Origin of the sequence: Pantoea sp. AG1095, assembly GCF_003208415.1 — a bacterium.
In the GTDB taxonomy this organism is placed as follows: domain Bacteria; phylum Pseudomonadota; class Gammaproteobacteria; order Enterobacterales; family Enterobacteriaceae; genus Pantoea; species Pantoea leporis.
This window is the reverse complement of record NZ_QKMJ01000009.1, coordinates 1-18288: the sequence shown is the minus strand read 5'-3', so window position 1 is coordinate 18288 and position 18288 is coordinate 1. Positions and strand designations below refer to the sequence as shown.

At 49.0% G+C, this 18288-nt stretch carries 9 protein-coding genes; 4 read left to right on the top strand and 5 right to left on the bottom strand.

Features of this window, described 5'->3' with window-relative positions; translation table 11 throughout:
• Positions 1–10 precede the first annotated feature (10 nt).
• The gene (locus DEU53_RS17115) at positions 11–2335 is read left to right on the top strand and encodes a phage/plasmid primase, P4 family (RefSeq protein WP_110867845.1); all 2325 of its coding nucleotides are present in this window, start codon (positions 11–13) and stop codon (positions 2333–2335) included.
• Between the two features lie 384 nt (positions 2336–2719).
• Here DEU53_RS17115 and DEU53_RS17110 read toward each other — a convergent pair whose 3' ends face one another.
• Entirely contained in the window at positions 2720–9700 is a 6981-nt protein-coding gene (locus tag DEU53_RS17110) for an autotransporter outer membrane beta-barrel domain-containing protein (protein WP_110867844.1), read from the bottom strand.
• 28 nt (positions 9701–9728) lie between these two features.
• The gene (locus tag DEU53_RS17105) at positions 9729–9917 is read right to left on the bottom strand and encodes a hypothetical protein (protein WP_110867843.1); all 189 of its coding nucleotides are present in this window, start codon (positions 9915–9917) and stop codon (positions 9729–9731) included.
• Positions 9918–10124: 207 nt separating this feature from the next.
• On the opposite strand from DEU53_RS17105, the gene DEU53_RS17100 reads away from it, so the two are divergent.
• The 3 genes from DEU53_RS17100 to DEU53_RS17090 all read left to right on the top strand — a co-directional run bounded on the left by DEU53_RS17100 (position 10125) and on the right by DEU53_RS17090 (position 14938).
• Positions 10125–10748, top strand: a complete 624-nt coding sequence (locus DEU53_RS17100; RefSeq protein WP_110867842.1) for a response regulator — start codon at positions 10125–10127, stop codon at positions 10746–10748.
• Entirely contained in the window at positions 10748–14215 is a 3468-nt protein-coding gene (locus DEU53_RS17095; RefSeq protein WP_110867841.1) for a transporter substrate-binding domain-containing protein, read from the top strand. Before DEU53_RS17100 ends, DEU53_RS17095 begins: the two co-directional genes overlap by 1 nt.
• 105 nt (positions 14216–14320) lie before the next feature.
• Positions 14321–14938: a LuxR C-terminal-related transcriptional regulator gene (locus tag DEU53_RS17090; protein ID WP_110867840.1), complete on the top strand. Its 618-nt coding sequence runs from the start codon at positions 14321–14323 to the stop codon at positions 14936–14938.
• Positions 14939–15061: 123 nt separating this feature from the next.
• On the opposite strand, the gene DEU53_RS17085 is transcribed toward DEU53_RS17090, so the two are convergent.
• From DEU53_RS17085 to DEU53_RS17075, 3 genes are all read right to left on the bottom strand, one after another.
• Positions 15062–15562, bottom strand: coding sequence for an adenylate kinase (locus tag DEU53_RS17085; protein WP_110867839.1), 501 nt, complete (start codon positions 15560–15562; stop codon positions 15062–15064).
• Between the two features lie 354 nt (positions 15563–15916).
• A complete protein-coding gene (locus DEU53_RS17080; RefSeq protein ID WP_110867838.1) occupies positions 15917–16789 on the bottom strand; it encodes a restriction endonuclease in 873 nt (290 codons plus the stop codon).
• A 494-nt stretch (positions 16790–17283) separates the two neighbouring features.
• Positions 17284–18030 carry a DUF4145 domain-containing protein gene (locus DEU53_RS17075; RefSeq protein ID WP_158527639.1) on the bottom strand — a complete coding sequence of 249 codons (747 nt, stop codon included), beginning with the start codon at positions 18028–18030 and terminating at the stop codon, positions 17284–17286.
• Positions 18031–18288: the final 258 nt, after the last annotated feature.

Here is an 18288-nt window from a genome sequence, read left to right as displayed (position 1 = left end):
GAACAGAACGATGAAAATGACCGTATCAGAGGCGGCCACCGCGGCGCGGGGCCACTGGCCCCGCATTCTGCCCGCGCTGGGCGTGAAGGTAATCAAAAACCGCCACATGCCGTGCCCGGTCTGTCAGGGAACGGACCGCTTTCGCTTCGACGATATAGACGGGCGCGGCACGTGGATTTGTAATCAGTGCGGAGCCGGTGACGGCATGGACCTGGTGAAAAAGGCGCTCAGCATTACGTTCATAGAGGCCGCCACGCGCGTAAACGACCTGACCGGCAACCTGCCGCCGGTGGCTGCCGGCATCAGTGCGGCAGCCGGCCCCGAAACGGACGAGACATCCCGCGCCGCAGCGGCTGAACTGGCGCAGCAGCTGGTCAGTACGGCAAACGAAGCGGCGGGCAATGCCTACCTGTCGCGAAAAGGCCTGCCTGAGCAGGCGTGCCTTACGCTTTCGAAGGCGCATAAGGTGGCGTTAACGACCTACCGCACCGGCGATGTGGTTGTGCCCCTGCACGACATGAGCGGCCAGCTGGTTAACGTGCAGCTTATCAATGCCAGCGGAGAAAAGCGCACGCTCAAAGGCGGCCAGGTGAAAGGCGCCTGCCACGTTCTCAGCAGCGCTAAGCCCGCAAAGCGCATCTGGCTCGCAGAGGGCTACGCGACCGGCCTGACGGTGCACAACCTGACCGGTGATGAGGTGTGGGTTGCGCTCTCATCGGGCAACCTCCTTTCTCTGGCTGGCCTTGCCCGGGAAAAGCACGCCACTCTGCCGCTGATGATTGCCGCCGACCGCGACCTTAACGGCAGCGGTCAGGATAAGGCGAAGAAGGCCGCTGATGTCAGTAACGCCGTCGTCGCGCTGCCGCCCGTGTTCGGCGACTGGAACGACGCCTTTGTGCAGCTCGGCGACGTCCCGACGAAGCAGGCGCTTGCTGAGGCCGCCGCGCCCGCCACCGCCAGCCCGTTTGACGTGATGAGCGAAGCGGAGTTTTCGGCGATGAGCGCCAGCGAAAAGGCGGAGCGCGTTGCTGAGCATTACCGCAATGCGCTGGCGGTAGATGCCAGCGGCGAAATCCTGTCACGCTATAAGGCGGGCGCGTGGAAGGTCATTTCGGGGAAGCAGTTTGAGCGCGACGTGGCGAAACTGTTCCAGCGGCTGCGCGCGCCGTTCTCGGCGGGCAAGATTTCAGGCGTGGTGGACACGCTGAAGCTGATGCTCCCGCAGCAGTCTGACCCGGCGCGCAGCCTGATAGGCTTTCGCAACGGCGTACTGGACACGCGCACCGGCAGCTTCAGCCCGCACAGCAAAAGCTTCTGGCTGCGCACGGTCAGCGAGGTAGACTTTACCTCACCCGTCAAGGGCGAGACGCTGGCGAACCACGCGCCGCACTTCTGGCAGTGGCTGGACCGCGCCGCCGGACGCGACGCGGCAAAACGCGATATCATTCTCGCCGCGCTGTTTATGGTACTGGCTAACCGCTACGACTGGCAGCTGTTTCTGGAGGTCACGGGTCCCGGCGGCAGCGGCAAAAGCATCATGGCCGAAATCGCCACCATGCTGGCCGGAACGGACAACACCACCTCCGCGACCATCGAGACGCTGGAGTCATCGCGCGAGCGCGCGGCGGTGATTGGCTTCTCGCTGATAATTCTGCCCGACCAGGAGAAGTGGAGCGGCGACGGCGCGGGCATCAAGGCGATTACCGGCGGCGACGCGGTATCCGTGGACCCGAAATACCGCGATGCCTACTCAACGCACATCCCGGCGGTGATTCTGGCGGTAAACAACAATCCGATGCGCTTTACCGACCGCAGCGGTGGCGTATCACGCCGCCGGGTTATCCTGCACTTCCCGGAAATCATCCCGGCAAACGAGCGCGACACGCAGCTGAAGGAAAAAATCAGCGGCGAGCTGGCCGTTATCGTGCGCCAGCTGATGCAGCAGTTCAGCCAGCCGCAGGACGCAAGGGCGTTACTTCAGTCGCAGCAGAACTCCGATGAGGCGATGCGCATCAAGCGCGACGCGGATCCGATGGTGGACTTCTGCGGCTACCTGTTCACCACGCCGGAGCCTACTTCGCTTTACATGGGGAACGCCAGCATCAGGCCGCTACAGCCAAAACGCTATCTCTATCACGCCTATCTGGCTTACATGGAGGCGAACGGCTACAGGAATCCACTCAGCATGAAGATCTTCAGTCTGTCGCTGGAGAGCATTATGCGCGAGTACGGACACCATTATCTGAAGCGGCGCACGAAGCTGGGGATGCAGACTAATCTCGATCTGACTGAGGAAAGTAGTGCTGACTGGCTGCCGAAGTGCGATGCCACCTGAAATTCATAATATTTAGAACCGGCGAAAGCCGGTTTTTTGCGCTCGTTAGAGGCGCTAAATTCATCTAGCTCCATATAAAAAATACATTCTCTGATATATAAGAGAATTTCGCTTGCCACATTTGAAACGAGTCGAGTCTGCTATGAGCGAACAGCGGACGTTCACAGTTAGCTGATGCATGTAAACTTTTTCAATCGCATATTAGATAACAAAGTGATGTCATGGCTGCCTCTAAAAGCGGCACATGCATGAGGCAGCGGCCGGTTAATCGCGTTTGTATAAGATGCGAAAGTTGCAGATGAGGAGCTCGTTAAAATCCAAAAAAAATGCTGGTCACCTTTGTAACCAGCATTTAAACCTACCTATACAATATGGTCCTTCAAATCAGAAATTTACTTTTACCCCCAACAAGGCGCTGGTATCGGAGTATCCTTTGTCACCCATCTGCTGGCCGATATTACCCCACAGGTTAACATTTTTGGTGATCTGGCCCTCAACCCCTACTTTCAGCTCGCCCAGATTGCGCGTGCCTTTCTGGGTGACTTTTACGCCGTTTAGTTCGCTGCCAAATTCCTTTGTATTATGGATCCAGTTAGCCTCAATAAATGGCTGGAATACGCGATCTTTGCCATCATCAATAGCGCTATGACCTTTGATAAAGGTACGCGCTCCTAAGCGGGTTTGAATGTTGCCATCGCCGGTTCCTTTCACGCGGGTGCCATTCTGCTCGCGAATCTCATCCGCTTGCACGCCCATCCAGGTGATCTGCGCCTGAGGCTGCACGAAGTAGCTCTCACGCTCATTCTTCTCGCCAATCTTCCACGTGTATCCGGTCTCAAGTGACGCGGTAATACCTTTTGATTTATAAGACTCCGCCGTCAGTGAATCGCCTTTCACGGTGTTATCAAACCAGCTGTACTGCGCCCAGCTGTCAAGATAAGCACCTGATTTCTCTTCGGTGTCCTGTAACCAGGTCGCGTAGATACCCGTGCTGTAACCATTGATTGTGCCATCTGCTTTCTGACCAGAAATATGGTTACGACTGTTACTCTGCTGGTTAGCATAACCGGCCATCACACCAAGGTGATAACGGTTAGCGCCATCTGTAGTCCACTGCGCAATATCGCCACCCATTTGCATTACGTATCGATTAGCCTGGGTTTTCATCTGTCCACTGCTGTCACTTGAGCGGGTGTGGCCACCGACGTTTCGCAGCCACATACTGGTCACTTTCTCTTCGCCAGTAAGCGCGTCAACATAGTGGGTCTCACCCAAACGATCATGTAAACGCGTATTGAACAGGTTATTTGCTGCAGCCATGTTCGCTGCGTAGGCGGCAGATTCCGGGCGATAAATCTTGATGATTTCATCTTTATTGCCACCACCGCTACCTTCACCAGGGTCAATCACACCACTGAGCAAGTTGGTCAGATACCAGTTGTTGCTGTTGGCGCTTTCGCCACGTACCAGATTGTAATCATAGGCACCAGCGACTATACGGCCGTCCTTCACAAACTCACCGTCAGATTTGCCTCCGACACTGATAACTTCAATACCGTTGAGGGTTTTAGCACCGCTCCCGCCGGCATTGTTGACACTTACGAGTGTTGTACCGCTAGTGTCCCCCGCAACGATCATTTTATCAGTGGTCGAATTGTCATCACCTAAGGCGGTGTTCAGAGTAATGTGACCGTTATTACCAAGGTAATTGCCAGCAATATGCAACTGATTACCTGCCGCTGCTCCTGCACCACCCAAAATGATGTCTCCACTGTTGGCAAAATTGCCGCCAACGTTGAATCGCAGAGTTTCTGTAACGGACTTAGCGGCTGGAATGATTTCACCTAACTGCAGTTTACCGCTGTTGGTAACGTTGCCTGATGTACCACCAAAGCCACCGGCAACCGCCCCTGCGGCTATATTCAGGTTGGCTGAAGCCAGAGTGACGTTATTGCCCACGCTGCCAAGCTGCAGGCCGCCCGCGTTAACCTGTGTATCTCCGGTGTACTGCGCTGCCTGCTGGCTAAGCGTTACCACACCTGAACCATTCTGGTTTAACTCACCGCTGCCGGTAATAGTGTTATTCATCAACCAGCTGTGGCTGCTGGCAAGATTTAACGCTCCCTCATTGGCGATTTCAGCTGAGCCCAAGCTCGATTGAGTTGATGCCGTCAATGCGGAGCCGTTTCCAATACTGAATTTACCTGCGAATTCACCGTTATCACCCAGCAAGATAACATCACTGTTCTGCGCAATATTGGTTTCACCTGAACCGCTCAGGCTGTTGAACAACGCGCCAGCCGCATTTTTTAATGCTAATAAACCTTCGTTGACGATATTGCCGCTGCCCAAGCCGATGGTGTTGTTCAACTGCACGTCAGCACCAGAAGCAATTGAAGTTGTTGCCGCGAGCCCGGCATTGCTGCCATTGATCGTTAACGTACCGCCATTTACATTCAGTGCACCACTGCCCTGCAGGTTGCCGTTGACCGAACCGCCGTGTGTAATGCCCAGTGTGCCGCCGTTGAGGTTCGCCACTGATCCTGCCGTTGTGTTTAAAGCACCGATAGTCTGGTTGTAGCCATTCATGTCAAATCCAGTATTGGCCGCCAGCGAAAGTTCTGATGTCTGACCCAATACGTTGTCATTGTTCATCACCAGACTACCACTCCGTACATCCGTTTTACCGCTGTAGCTGTTATCCATATTGGAGAGTGACACGGTGTGGCCAGTACCGGTATCAATCGCCAGGTCGCCGATGCCAGTCATCTTCGCGCTCATATCCGCAGAATTGCCCTTTTTACCAAAGGCATTCAGCACCAGTGCATCGTTGCCCTGAGTCAACAGGTCCAGTTGCGTCAGGCCGTAAGTAACATACAACCCGTCATTGGCCTGACCACTGGTCAGTCGATAGTCATAGGTGGCATTGGCCACCACGTTGCCATCCTGCAGCACGTTGGTATTTAATTTATCGGTTATCAGGTTGCCGCTGGTATCCCGCAGTTCCAGATTGCCGCCGGAGCCTTGCACCGGAATCGCGCCACCTGCCAGTTTGATGCCCTGATCGCCTTCATCCTGTTCCAGTAATGAAACGGTCTGTGGTGGCAGCACATGATGGTTTGTGACCGAACCAGGATTAATTTCAACAGTACCTCGGCCACTTATGTCCATTAATCCGGAAGTCTGCACCACGCCTTTAGCAACCGTATCGCCAGGTGTACCGGTATTAAATACGACGGTGCCACCGTCAAAGTTAAGACCACCAATTCGCTGCACGCTATCAGCTACGGTTATACGGCTATCAGTACCTGCAAGCAGGGTTGCGTAAGTGAGAGCCTGGGTATTCAGTCCATCTAGAGCAAATTTGCTGTCGGTTAGCCCTAAGGTACCAGTAAAGGTGTTGCTGGCATTGTTGGCAGTAAAGTCAAAAGCGTTACCCGCCGTACTGGCCGCAATCATGCCTGATCCACTGATGTGACTGTTAAAAAATGTGTCAGCGCTTTGTTTCAATACCAGTGTGCTGCCGTCGGTAATATTAAAACCGGTACCTACGGCGTCATCTGCAGAGTTGCCTAAGGACAGCAGAATATTATCCAGCGTCAGGGTTGAGCTGTTTTCAAGATTTACCTGTTCAAAACCTGTAATTGTTTTTCCAGATTGCGCCAGCGTCAGCTGACTGTTACGCAGATTGAGCTTGTCATCGCCGGCTCCGCCATTCAGAGACTTAAACAAATTGCCGTCGGTGGCATCAATGTTGACCAGATTATAGCTGTCATTACCGCTTGAGCTGGTGATATCCGTAGCGGTACTCCCATGCTGTAAATCCACAGTGTGGTCGTGTGAGGTAGTCAGATTTACCTGACCGACTATGTTACCGCCCTGAGCATTCACGAAGTGAACGCCTGACAGGCCGCTGGTTATTTCCAGCGCAACCTGTGCAGCCGAGTTGGCGATAATATCCCCCCGATTAATAAAGCTCCCCACATAATCGTTATTAACGTCGACTACAGGGTTAGTTGTGGATTTTGACACCAGGCGACCGCTCTGCTCAACCACTGCAGTCGTTCCGCCAACTTTCAGAGCAGGTCCGCCAGAAGCATCATTAACGTTGACACTGGCTCCGGATTTAACGTCACCTTTTATGTTAGTAACGATACCGCTGCCGTCCGCACTGTTGACATCAATTACCAGGTTACGAGAGTTTGACATATCAAGGACACTGTCAGCTGTCGAACTGTCAGCATTCTGAATTAACAAGCCGGAGCCGCTACCATTGACAGTAATCTTTCCACTGTTTTCACTGGCCATGCTGGCGGCTGTGCGCACACCTGCCCCGTTATCAACGGTGATCTGCGTGTTATCAAGTTTAATGCCTGCGATTTCAGCCTTGTTTTCGATGGCATTACCATCGCCTACTGGGTTCATCTCAATGCTGGCGTCTTTAACGATTAATCCGGTAGCCCCGGTATCAAGCAGAATGCCATGGGCGCTGCCGCTGGCTTTTACCTGACCCAAACCGTCCAGCGTCAGGTTCGCGCCGCTGCCTACGTTTATCGCGGCTACGCCATCGCTGGCAGTAATGGTGCCGGTATTCGTGACGGCTGAGTTTTCGCCCTGAATATTGACGGCAACGCCATTCACATTGATATTACCGCTGTTATTTAGCGTGCCGCCCTCAACCAGCACACCGGTGGTGCCGGCAGTAGTGAAGTCGATGCTACCCTGATGGTCGAGCGTGCCGCCGTTACGCGCTATGTAACCAATGGCATTAGCCGCAGTATTGGCGCTGGTGAGGTTCGCCAGGCTAGTGAGAACCGCTCTGCCCACCTGACTACTGTTACCTACAATGTCGGTATAGCTGCCATCAACAATTCCCGCAGAACTGCCTGCACCAGAAAGAGTCAAATCAGTTTCGTCGGAAAGCGTTCCTTTGGCGGAGCCTTCAACGCGAACCCCCGTTGCACCTTCACCCGAAACGAGGATCGTCATCTTGCCGGTATCCAGTGTGCTTTGATTGGCATTGCTGGTTACAAGCAATGCAGTGGCATTTTTACCGCTGGCATCAATGCGGGTGGTGCTCGCAGAACCGTCAAAGCTGGCTCCCCCATCAATACGATAAAGCGTTGAGCCTTCCGCGCTAGCGGCCTGCGTGGTGGTTGAACCATCGACAATCTTCGAACCTGCACCGTAAACGTAGTAACCGGTCTGGTTTTTGCCGTTAAAGTGCATCTCGCCATTATCCGTGATATCGATAGTGCCGCCATTGCGCGCGTGCGCTCCAATCGCGCCATCACCGTTAAGGTTAATGATGCCGCCATTGGTCGCAATTGCACGCTGGCCGTCAGCCCACATGCCATAATTGGCGGTTTTCGACATCGCATCCACACCTTCCGTGATGTTGATGGTTCCTTTGTTTGTCACCACGGTAGTACCACTGTCCGTGTCGACAGAGTTCGCCATTAAAGCAACCGCATTAACACCATTTAGTGTGATAGTGCCACTGTTAAGCACGTTTTTAGCACTAGCAAAGCCCATCATTGCGATATTTTGCAACGGAGCGGCGCCACCGGTTTTACCATTGATAGTGATATCGCCTTTATTCTCGGCTTTTGCTCCAGCCCCTTGAACAATGACGCCATAGGCGCCTTGGGTCAGCGAACCAAGCGTTAAATTCCCGCTAGCCTCGTTGATAAATTCTGCATAATCACGCACCGTCACCAAACGGTTATTGGGTGAATTGACCTCGAGATCATTAACCGCTTCGCCAATGTTACGTTGTGCCTCACGTCCAAGATAAACTGTACCTTCGTTTCGTAAGGTCGCGTTATCACCCATCAGCACGCCATGGGAATAGGTTGAGTAGACCGAACCGTTCTTTTCCGCGGCATAAATATTGATATTCCCACTATTCACCAGGCTGGAATTGCCGTTGAGGCTAATGCCAATGTTTGCGACATAATTTCCTGCCGGGGCAACATTAATTACACCACTATTATTGATGATCGCGTTATTGGCGGTGATGGCATTTTTCTGTCCACCGCTATAGAAACTGCCAATAGGCGTTCCGGGTGAAGTCTCATACTCCATCATCTCTTTGTTGGTGCCGGCATCAATTACGCCGAAATTATTTACGACGCTATCCCTGGCCGTAATCACTGCATTATCTGCACTGGAATTAGAGAAAAGACCTATCGAACCATAGTTATTTAATGTTGCACCATTGACTAAGCGAATGAGAGAGATGTCAGTATTGAAACCCTGGATGGAAGCATCCGTGTCAACGTTTATGGTGGCTGCGCCACCATCGCCCAAAATATATGCAACGCCTACGGTGCTCATCCCTAAACGGGAGGCATCATCATCAGCTATTTTATCATCAACATATATAAGCTTTTCAGCACGTGAATAGGCCTTTTCAAACTCGGATTGATATTGGCTGGCTTGAATCAGGCCACTCTGCACGGCGCTAATTAGCGCGCTATTGTAATTTTTTAAATCATCAAGATTATTAACGCTCTGATTGCCTATCGCACTGGAGAAGTCGCCGCTAAAACCAGAAGAAAATTTCAGAACAGGATCGTCAGACTTTTTCGAGGTATTCCGGAAGTTACCGAGATGAACCACGGTTTTGCTGAGATAATTCAGTGTTGCAGGAGCCGCTGCATTAACGGAACTGACTTTAAACACAGATGATGTCTGATTCTTCCCCTTCATGAAAAGCTCAAGGCGGTTATTCAGATCGTTAAACCAAAGGGGACCGGTCGCTCCCCCCACATCCACCTCCAGGCTTCCTCCCGCCTCTACTTGGATCAAATTACGATCAACATATTGACCGTCCGCGCCCACCGCATAGTGCTGAACAAACTCGCTACCGCTGAGTGGAACATTTCTTAATTGAGCGTTGTCGTAACCCTGAAACGTAATGGTATTACCCGTAGTTGGGTCGATATATTCGTAGCCAATGCGATTACCAAATGCCAGATATCCTTCATCGAGATAATTAACGCCATCACCGGTTAATAACCCCAAGGCATTAGCCTGTGCCAGCGTCATTGATCGGTAACCTTTATCACCCGATTTAATACTATTCCAGTTGGTGGAGGTTAGTTTATCACTGCCAGTAATGCGCTGAATATGCCCCCCATCTGGCGCATCAAAATCATCTAAATCAATATCAACAGCCATTGTAGGTGCGCTGAGAGCCAATGCCAGTGCCCCGATAGTCAATATACCCGTATGACTTAACTGCACGCCAGATTGCTTAGATCCGCCGCTGGATGACTTACTTTTCCCCTTGGTTAATTCTGAGGTGACATCAAAACGTTGCAGGGCAGAATTCCACTTTACTTTAAATATCTTATTCATAATATTTGATTCGCGATTTAGATTGATATCAGAATATGATCTGAATGATGACGCCAGCCATAAACCAGGCACCAAGGGAAAACGCAGCTACAAAAAGCCACGCAGCAGGTCTAAGTATTTGGTTAATTTCAATGAAATTAGCAATTGCCTTCATGATTTTCTCACTGTCTTTGTGGCTCAGCGCAGGTGTGAGCACATCTGACAATAAGTGTGTCATTTTTTAATCACTGTAAATATCAGACACAAAGAGCCACAGTGTAAGCCGAGGACTACATTCCAATGTTTTAATTCTTATTTATTTTTCTTTCGTAATTAGAACTAGGATAAATGAAGTGATTTTGTGGGAGCGGGACTACAAAATAATTTTTGCAGTCTTTTTCTTAGCAACATATTATTAACCAATATCTAAACATACAGGATGCATATGGCTGCGTTCATTGTTGTAGACGACCATCCACTGGCAAGGCTTGCCATTCGTATGCTTCTTGAGAAAGAAGGCCACCTTGTTGTAGCAGAAACTGACAACGGTTCAGACGTGTTAGATTTGGTCATAAAGCACAATGCTGATGCACTGGTGATGGACATTGATCTTCCTGGCATCAATGGCATTGAGGCGATTACCTTGCTGCGCTCTGCTGGTGTAAAAATCCCGGTCATCGTCATGAGTGGAAAAAATGCCGACTATTACACTCAACTCAGCATGAAGGCTGGAGCGAACGGTTTCATCAGCAAACAAAATAATCTTTCAGACCTTTCCTACGCTATTGGGGCGGTTTTTTCTGGCTACGGTTATTTTCCTTTGCGCATGCATGAACCTTATGAAAAGGCCATCACAGCTTCAGAATCGGAGCAACTCCGACTGCTGTCGCGGCGTGAGTTTGAAGTGTTGAAGCTTCTGGGTGAAGGGGTAGAAATCATCAATATCGCAACACGTATGCAAATCAGCAATAAGACCGTAAGTACCTACAAAGCACGTCTTATGGATAAACTGGGTCTGAAGAATCAGCGTGACTTACTGGATTTCACTCGCAGGAATAATATCTCCTGATGCGTCCAAATCGTCTTTGGATATACGCTGCTTTCTTATATTCGGTTAGTGGCATCTCCGCTCCCGATAAGCTCAGTTATGTGCCTGACGCCCTTCCCGAAGTGACGGCTCCAACGCTCACAGATTATCAATGGCGTTGGCTCGGACAAAAGCGCGAATTGACGCTCGCGCTTTATGGTCCCACCAGACCGCCTTTGACGAGGATTGATGCTTCAGGACGCGTTACCGGGTATATCCCCGATTTCTCCTGGACTCTGGCTCGAAGCCTCGGCCTGACTCTTCGCATCGTTCATTTTAATAATGCAGAGTTAGCCTATTCCTCGCTTAACGAAGGCGACACCGACATAATATTTAGCCCCGCAGGAGATGAACTTCACTCTTATCATCAAGCAGTTATGAGCGTCAAGGTGGCAGAAGCGTATCCCTTGGAAGTTGTACGACGAAGCGCCGATGCTATGTCCGCTATCACTGACAAAAGTACTATTTCAGGTGGCACACCTGGCAGGTTGCTTGCTGCGCTCGATCAGGGAAAGGTTCAGTCTGTCATATTGCCGGCTGGGGAAGCGTACTATGTAACAGAACGAAACTACGTTAATTCCCTGAATATAATTGCTCTTTCTTCCCAGCCGATGACAGCATATAAATTCATTACCCGGAAGCATACGCCTGTTTTGCATGAGGTGCTTGAGAAAGCGACCCTTAATCTGCGTTCAAGTCAGGCAGGTGAAATAATTGCCTCTCGTTGGGATCAAGGCAATCTCATTCGCTTCATTTCCGAACCGTTAAACCTGACGTCTGATGAGCGGACCTGGCGTGAAAGTCATCCCACCGTCACCGTAGTGGCCTCAAGTTTTAATCCTCCGTTTTTTATGAAAGGCCCGGATGGGAATTACACGGGGATAGGACCTGAATTACTTTCGCTTGTGAGTCTCAAAACAGGCATTCGGTTCCGCTATTCGGACATTGGCGACGCTACGAATATTTCCGCGGCTCTGGCAAGCGGAGATGCCGCCATGACCGCGCCACTGATATGGAGTCAGGAAAGAAACCGGGACATCCTGCTCACGACCCCGTTTATGTTTACGCCCACCGTGATGGTCACCCGCAGCGGTGAACAATCATTAGATGACATCCGCAGCGTGGCATTGATTCCCGCCCAGGAAGCCACAGACTGGTTCAGAAAGGCCTTTCCAGAGGCTAAGGTTACTTTGATCGGTAATCCAGGACTTGCTATGCAATGGGTCGCTGAGGGAAAAGTTGACGCCACACTGAACACGCTCATTAGCGCCCGATATCTTCAGCAGGGTCTCTACCAGGACAGGCTTAAATTACAACAGGATTTACCTGTACCGGAGGCGGCGATTGTCTTTGGGGTAAGAAGGGCTGACCCGGAGCTGCAAAGCATACTTAACAAGACGCTTGGTTTAGTGCCAGCAGATATGGTGACCAGTATACTGACACACTGGCAGGCTACACCTGCAGCGCGCTTCGATACCTGGAGAATTTATCGCAGTGAATTTTACAGTGGGGCGGCGGGTGCCGTGTTGCTTATCCTAATTACCGCAGTATGGGCCGGCGTTCTGCGAAGACAGGTTAAGCGCACTCAACGGGCTAAAGTTTTATTACGCCAAGAAATCCTGTTTCGTGACCGGCTGATAAACGGCCCTCCCCGTCCCGTCTATGTGGCGACTCCTGATGGACAAATCATCCACAACAATCTGGCATTCGAAAAATATTTAAGCGACTACCCCTCCCAAAATCTGGCTTTATCGTTATTTGACAGCAGACACCCACTCTATGCTGTCTGGAAAGAGTGCTTAAGAATGCCGCCGACGGGGGACGAGCCACTGGAGTCAGAATTCGCTCTTAAAGATTCATCCGGGCGCGTAAGGCAAATACGGCACTGGATGACCAGCTTCCATGAAGACGACGGGACAACCGGCGGTTTTATCGGAGGATGGCAGGACGTAACTGACTATCTCAGTATGCAGGGCCAGTTAAGCATAGCTCGGGAAGAGGCTGAACGTGCCAGTCAGACTAAGAGCCGATTTCTGGCCACTATGAGTCATGAGATACGGACGCCCCTTAGCGCAATAATCGGCCTGCTTGAGTTGCAGGTGCAGGAAAATCGTGCCGATACAGAACTCATTCGCGTGGCCCACGAATCATCCCAGAGCCTTCTGGCGTTGATTGGTGACGTTCTTGATATTGCACGCATCGAATCGGACAAAGTCACTCTACAGCCACGTTGGTGTCGTGTATCGGCTATTGCTCATGCGGTAGTAGAGACTTTTAGCGGGCTGGCACACCAGAAGGGATTGCTCCTGAGCCTGGCGCTGCCGGAATACGACAGAGAGGTTTTTTCTGATGAAAATCGGCTCAGGCAAATAATAGGAAATCTTGCTGGCAATGCCGTCAAATTCACTCAGAAGGGAGAGATAAATATAAGCGTTTCGCTCCCGTTACAGAACAAAGGCAGAATGCAAATTGTCGTGCGGGACTCAGGTCCAGGTATTTCCGAAAATGATCAGAAGCGTCTGTTCTTGCCCTTTGAACAGGCAGACAACTCAGTTTCAGGGGGAAGCGGGCTTGGGCTGGCTATTAGCCGCGAACTCACGGTGCTAATGAACGGAACACTGAGTCTTGAAAGTGCTCCCGGAAAAGGTTCTGCTTTTACGATTGATATTCCTGTAGAAACAAGACCCGTCAGCTATGTAGATTCTGTCCCAGTCATTCCCCCAAGGCTGCATTCGTCGCTTAAGATTCTTGTCGTTGACGATCATCCTGCAAATCGCCTGCTCGTTTCACGCCAGGTTGCCCTGTTGGGTCACAGCGCCAGTGTTGCAGATAATGGCCGGTCAGGACTTGAGACATGGCAAAATGAGAAGCCCGATATCATCCTTACCGACTGCAATATGCCGGAAATGGATGGCCTCGAGATGACTCGTAGCATCAGGAAACAAGATCCGGGTGTTTTGATCATTGGTATTACTGCGGATGCACAGGAATCGGAAAGAGACCGATGCCTTGCCGCTGGAATGAATGCCTGCCTATTCAGGCCGGTAGATTTTTCCCGACTGGCTGAAACTATCGCTGCTTTTGAGCCACACGAACCACATGAAGTTAAGGACCTTACCGAGTGGATAGATCTAGAGGCTATGGCCGCCTTTTTACCCGATAGCCCTCAGGCCATAAGAGAGTTTATTACTCTTTCTATCTGTGAAACCCGGAAAGACCTTCTTAACGCGCGCGATGCGATTGCTCAGAACGATTTACCTTCTGCACGCCGCATTTTTCATCGTGTTGCCGGGACGCTCAAGGTGAGCGGAATCAGGGAAATGGGTGAACAGTGTGCCATGCTTGAAGAGTTGGCAGAGATGGATGAAGACAACTCGATTATTATTCATCATATTGAAAAAGCACTGACTACGATTGATCAATTTGAAAATGTCTTTATGCATTCGTGATCTGCACACGATAAATTAGGATAATTCCTACAACTCAACCTAGTGCTGTCTGATGTCGTGAAAATGACAAATTCTGTTTAATGCTATTAGCAAACAGGAGGTGCTATGTTCACATTAACGGTCATGGACAGCGATAAATGGATTGCCGCAGGAATTTCTCAGTATTTTAACGACAGACATATTAAAGTAACAGTGATGACTGACGAACAGGATAGTCAAGCACTCAAACTTGCGGCGGAATCGAATATTGTCATAAGTGAGTTATACACAGCTGGACGTGATGTACAGGCAGTTTGCGAACTTTTTGTTATGCTCAGAATGATATCACCATCAACTCGATTAATTTTCCTCACAGACCTCAGGGAAAAAGCCGTCATCAAATACATTACAGCTCTTTTGCCAAATGCAAGTGTACTTCCGAAAAGCTGTGATATACACCGTCTTGCGAGTGAGGTATTTAGTTGCGCTTCGCGATCTGATGACGAGATTACTTCCTTAAACGTTAAGCGTAAAAGCGGGGCTCTGACCGCTAAGGAGTTTGGATTGCTTCGAGTTTTAGCCACTAACGACAGTCTGACTGACATAGGATGTAGGCTTCAGCTCAGCGTCAAAACAATAAGTCAACATAGAAAAAACATAATACGAAAACTAAATTGCCATACTGCTCACGACCTTTCTACTCGTCTTATTGGTATGGGATTTGGGAATAACAAATCGTCCTGACCTGCACCTCGCTACTCCGAAGAGACTGTTATAAGCAACTTCCGCTGCTGGTACGAAGCGGACCAAGTAACTGAGCTAAAGGTCTGCTCTGAGCGAGTAGCGGGCGTTTAATGAGCTGAGTTATCAAAGTTGAGTAAGGAACTGATTGATATCTTCACGACTAGCTAGCTTTATTTGGTTCTCGGGACTTACTTTTGAAAAGACAGACAGATGTCCCTCATAACTACTCGACCCGGTTCGTATTTCATACAAGGAGGCCCATTCCAGCAAGGCTTTATAATCTTCAACAGACCCATTGTTTCTTATTCCCCTGACTTCTATGTTTTCAACACATTCGCTTGGCTTAGGCGTCAGCCATATAACATGAGAAGCGTAATGAGAGACTTGATCAGCAATCCAGCCATATACGCCCTCAATAATCCAGCGTTCTTTATTTGCTATTTCAAGAACATCTTTAAGCACTTCTTTCTTTTCCCTAGCTCTCCCGTAACCATCTTGTTCCCAGTAAAGAGTATCTAAATCTGTAACAGGTAATTTTTTAAATTCAGAGATCCGTGCAGCAAGCCAACTTTTGCCTGAACCGCTGTTTCCCATGATCAGCACACGCTGTAAGTCATTGCACATGTTTAAGTTCTTATATTGAATCACTTCTGAAAACGTATGATATTTTGAACAAAATGCAGTAAAAACCTGTTTCTGCAGATTTGGCGCTTTATAATTTGATGATCATCTCGTTTCAATCTGCTAGAGAGATAAATTATCCGCTTTTGACACAAAGCGGACTAACTGGATGTAAGGTCCGCTATGAGTGAGGAACGGAAGTTCGCAGTTATCCTAAATCAGATGGGAAATTTGCTAACGAAGTCGCGTATGAGTTTACAGGTTGCAGGCTTCAAGCAGGGGGCAGCATTCCAGTATGTGCTCACGGTAAAAAGAGCCCTCAGTTAGAGGGCTGCTAGCTGATATAGAAAAATGGACTCACTTAACACGCCCATCCCTAAAGACCATTTGCTTATCTCCTGATGAGTAGTTTTGAACGATACCTAGAAGCTCTTTGGAGTAATCAATTACTGATGTAACTTTTGCCGGCTCGTGGTACACATAGCTCAACTTGTACCCTCTAAGCTTAACTCTCAGATCTTCATCGGCAGACTCTAAATAAGAATCATGTAGCTCCTCACTATATGTCCCCTCCCCATACTTTATGTCAGGAATTTTACCAGCCAATGAGTTCGCCAAGTCATAAAGAGAAAATCTGACGCCGGTCACTTCGTTAGATATAAAAACTTCATTATTTAGCATCATGCTGAATTTATTGTTTATTTTATCAACGTCAAGCTCTGGCTGAGACTCCAACCAGGAAGCGTCCACAAAAGGAGAAAATGATGTAATATTTGGAGGGGATATGGCAATGATGTTCAAATGGATGGTTTTTACTAGTGGCGTTCCATCAGGCGCAGTCCAGTCCTCGTCAATTCCTTCTCTTATAAGAAGAAGATCAATTTTATGCTGCCCTGCTTTTTTTTGTGCTCCGCTCTGGTAGCCTGTTTTCGTAGCGTAGATGAGTCTAAGACCTGGTATGTCCTGCGTCTTACCAATAAAAGCGTCAATTTTGTCTATGGTCACTGTAGAAGCATAGTCTTTGCATTCGATTACAGTTTTATAAACATAACCACCTAAATTAAACTCCCAATACACATCAAACTGCCTTAAAACTCCATTTCTATCTTCTATTTTTTTATTTACTTCCACTTTTATATTTTTTAAATGTGAGATCCCTTCTGCATTAATCAAACTTTGCTGAATGGCCCCAACAAAATCCTCATATTCCTTTCCTGTATTTTTTTTCATGCAAGCCTCTTAACTTCAAGATTATAGAATTATGTCGTGATACTATAATAGTTGGCCAAGGATTTTTTTCTTGGCCATATTTAATAACTTTTCTACTATTACTTCGATATGACAGTATTTTTTCAGGTTTTTTTTCAGGACTTAACTTTTTACACCGTCAAGGAATCCCTGTCGATCCTGTAACTATTATTATAATATTCGAGCCAGTATCCAGAGTGATTCCCCTGCTTTTTCAGCCTATATAACGAAAAAAATAATGCAGACCATCGTTAAGATGATCTAAAGAGCTCATGTCCACTTTTGGCACAAAGCGGGCCGTACATAGGCGGATGACCGCTTTGAGCGATTTGGGGACGCTCTACGAGGCGATTTGAATTATACGAACATGGGTGGCCAGCAGAGCATTACTTCCACGTGATGCACCGAACAGTTCCCCCTCCGAAAACTGAATATGTTGTTCATCAGGTTAATATCGCAAGTATTTACGACTCCCCTTATTGGTCTTTTGAACTCGGATCGTGATTCTTAGTCAGTCGTGCAATAGTGGCTTCGTGATCATTCGGCTTACGGAAGATTTGCAGTAAAAAATCATCAAGCATGAAGCAGGCACTCGCAATGTCTTCCTTCGAAACCTCCCGCAAGTTATGGCTTCCCGTGTTCCCAAGCCACTTCATTGCCATGAATCCTCTTTTGATATACTCATTAGACTCTGGAATTGATGAAATTCTATTATCAAGCGACAAATAGCGATCATTTTTTCCAGTGCGCGGGATGTTGAAATAGTCGAGAATGATTTCAAGTGTAGTGCGAAGGACATTGATCGCTGCATTTGGGTGGCCTGGTAACTGGGCGGAGAGTTCTTTTAACTGAACCTTGATTTTATCGGGGTAATCATCACAGGGCGTGAACAAGGTAAGGGGAGGATAGAAATACCGTGGGCGATATACAGAAGCATACGTCAGGGAACGGCCTGAATAATCTTCCTCATAAAACCCGTCTCCCGTCAACGAAACTGGCTGCCTGCAGTTCTTCTGTCTGCAAACCAAAATGCAGGTGAACACATTCTCATCATCTTCCGGAGAAAAGCCTTCATTCGCATCATAGTGTTGTTGAGCGCGAGCCGTGCGGAACGTGGTAAAACTGTTTTCAACAAGTTCGAGGGTGGCTCTTCCGCACGACGGACACTGCCAATCAGGAATTGAGTGTTTCGAAAAAAAATCAAATTTGAAACGTCTAACCATCAAATGTCTCTCTGCGTATTTTTTTGCTGATTGTATCCGGTGTTGGGACATAATCGTAGAAAGAAACCTTCAAGTATGAAATATGTCACAAACGTCCGCTTTTGGCACGTAGTTGACCATCGGACTGAACTGAAGGTCCGCTGCGAGCGAAAGCAGGCGTAGTTTTCAATTACTGATTCTGTTATTTAGTATCCTAACGCACGATTGCCTTGCTCATATTGATACCCGTTACTCCAAAACCGCTGCTCTCGTATACAT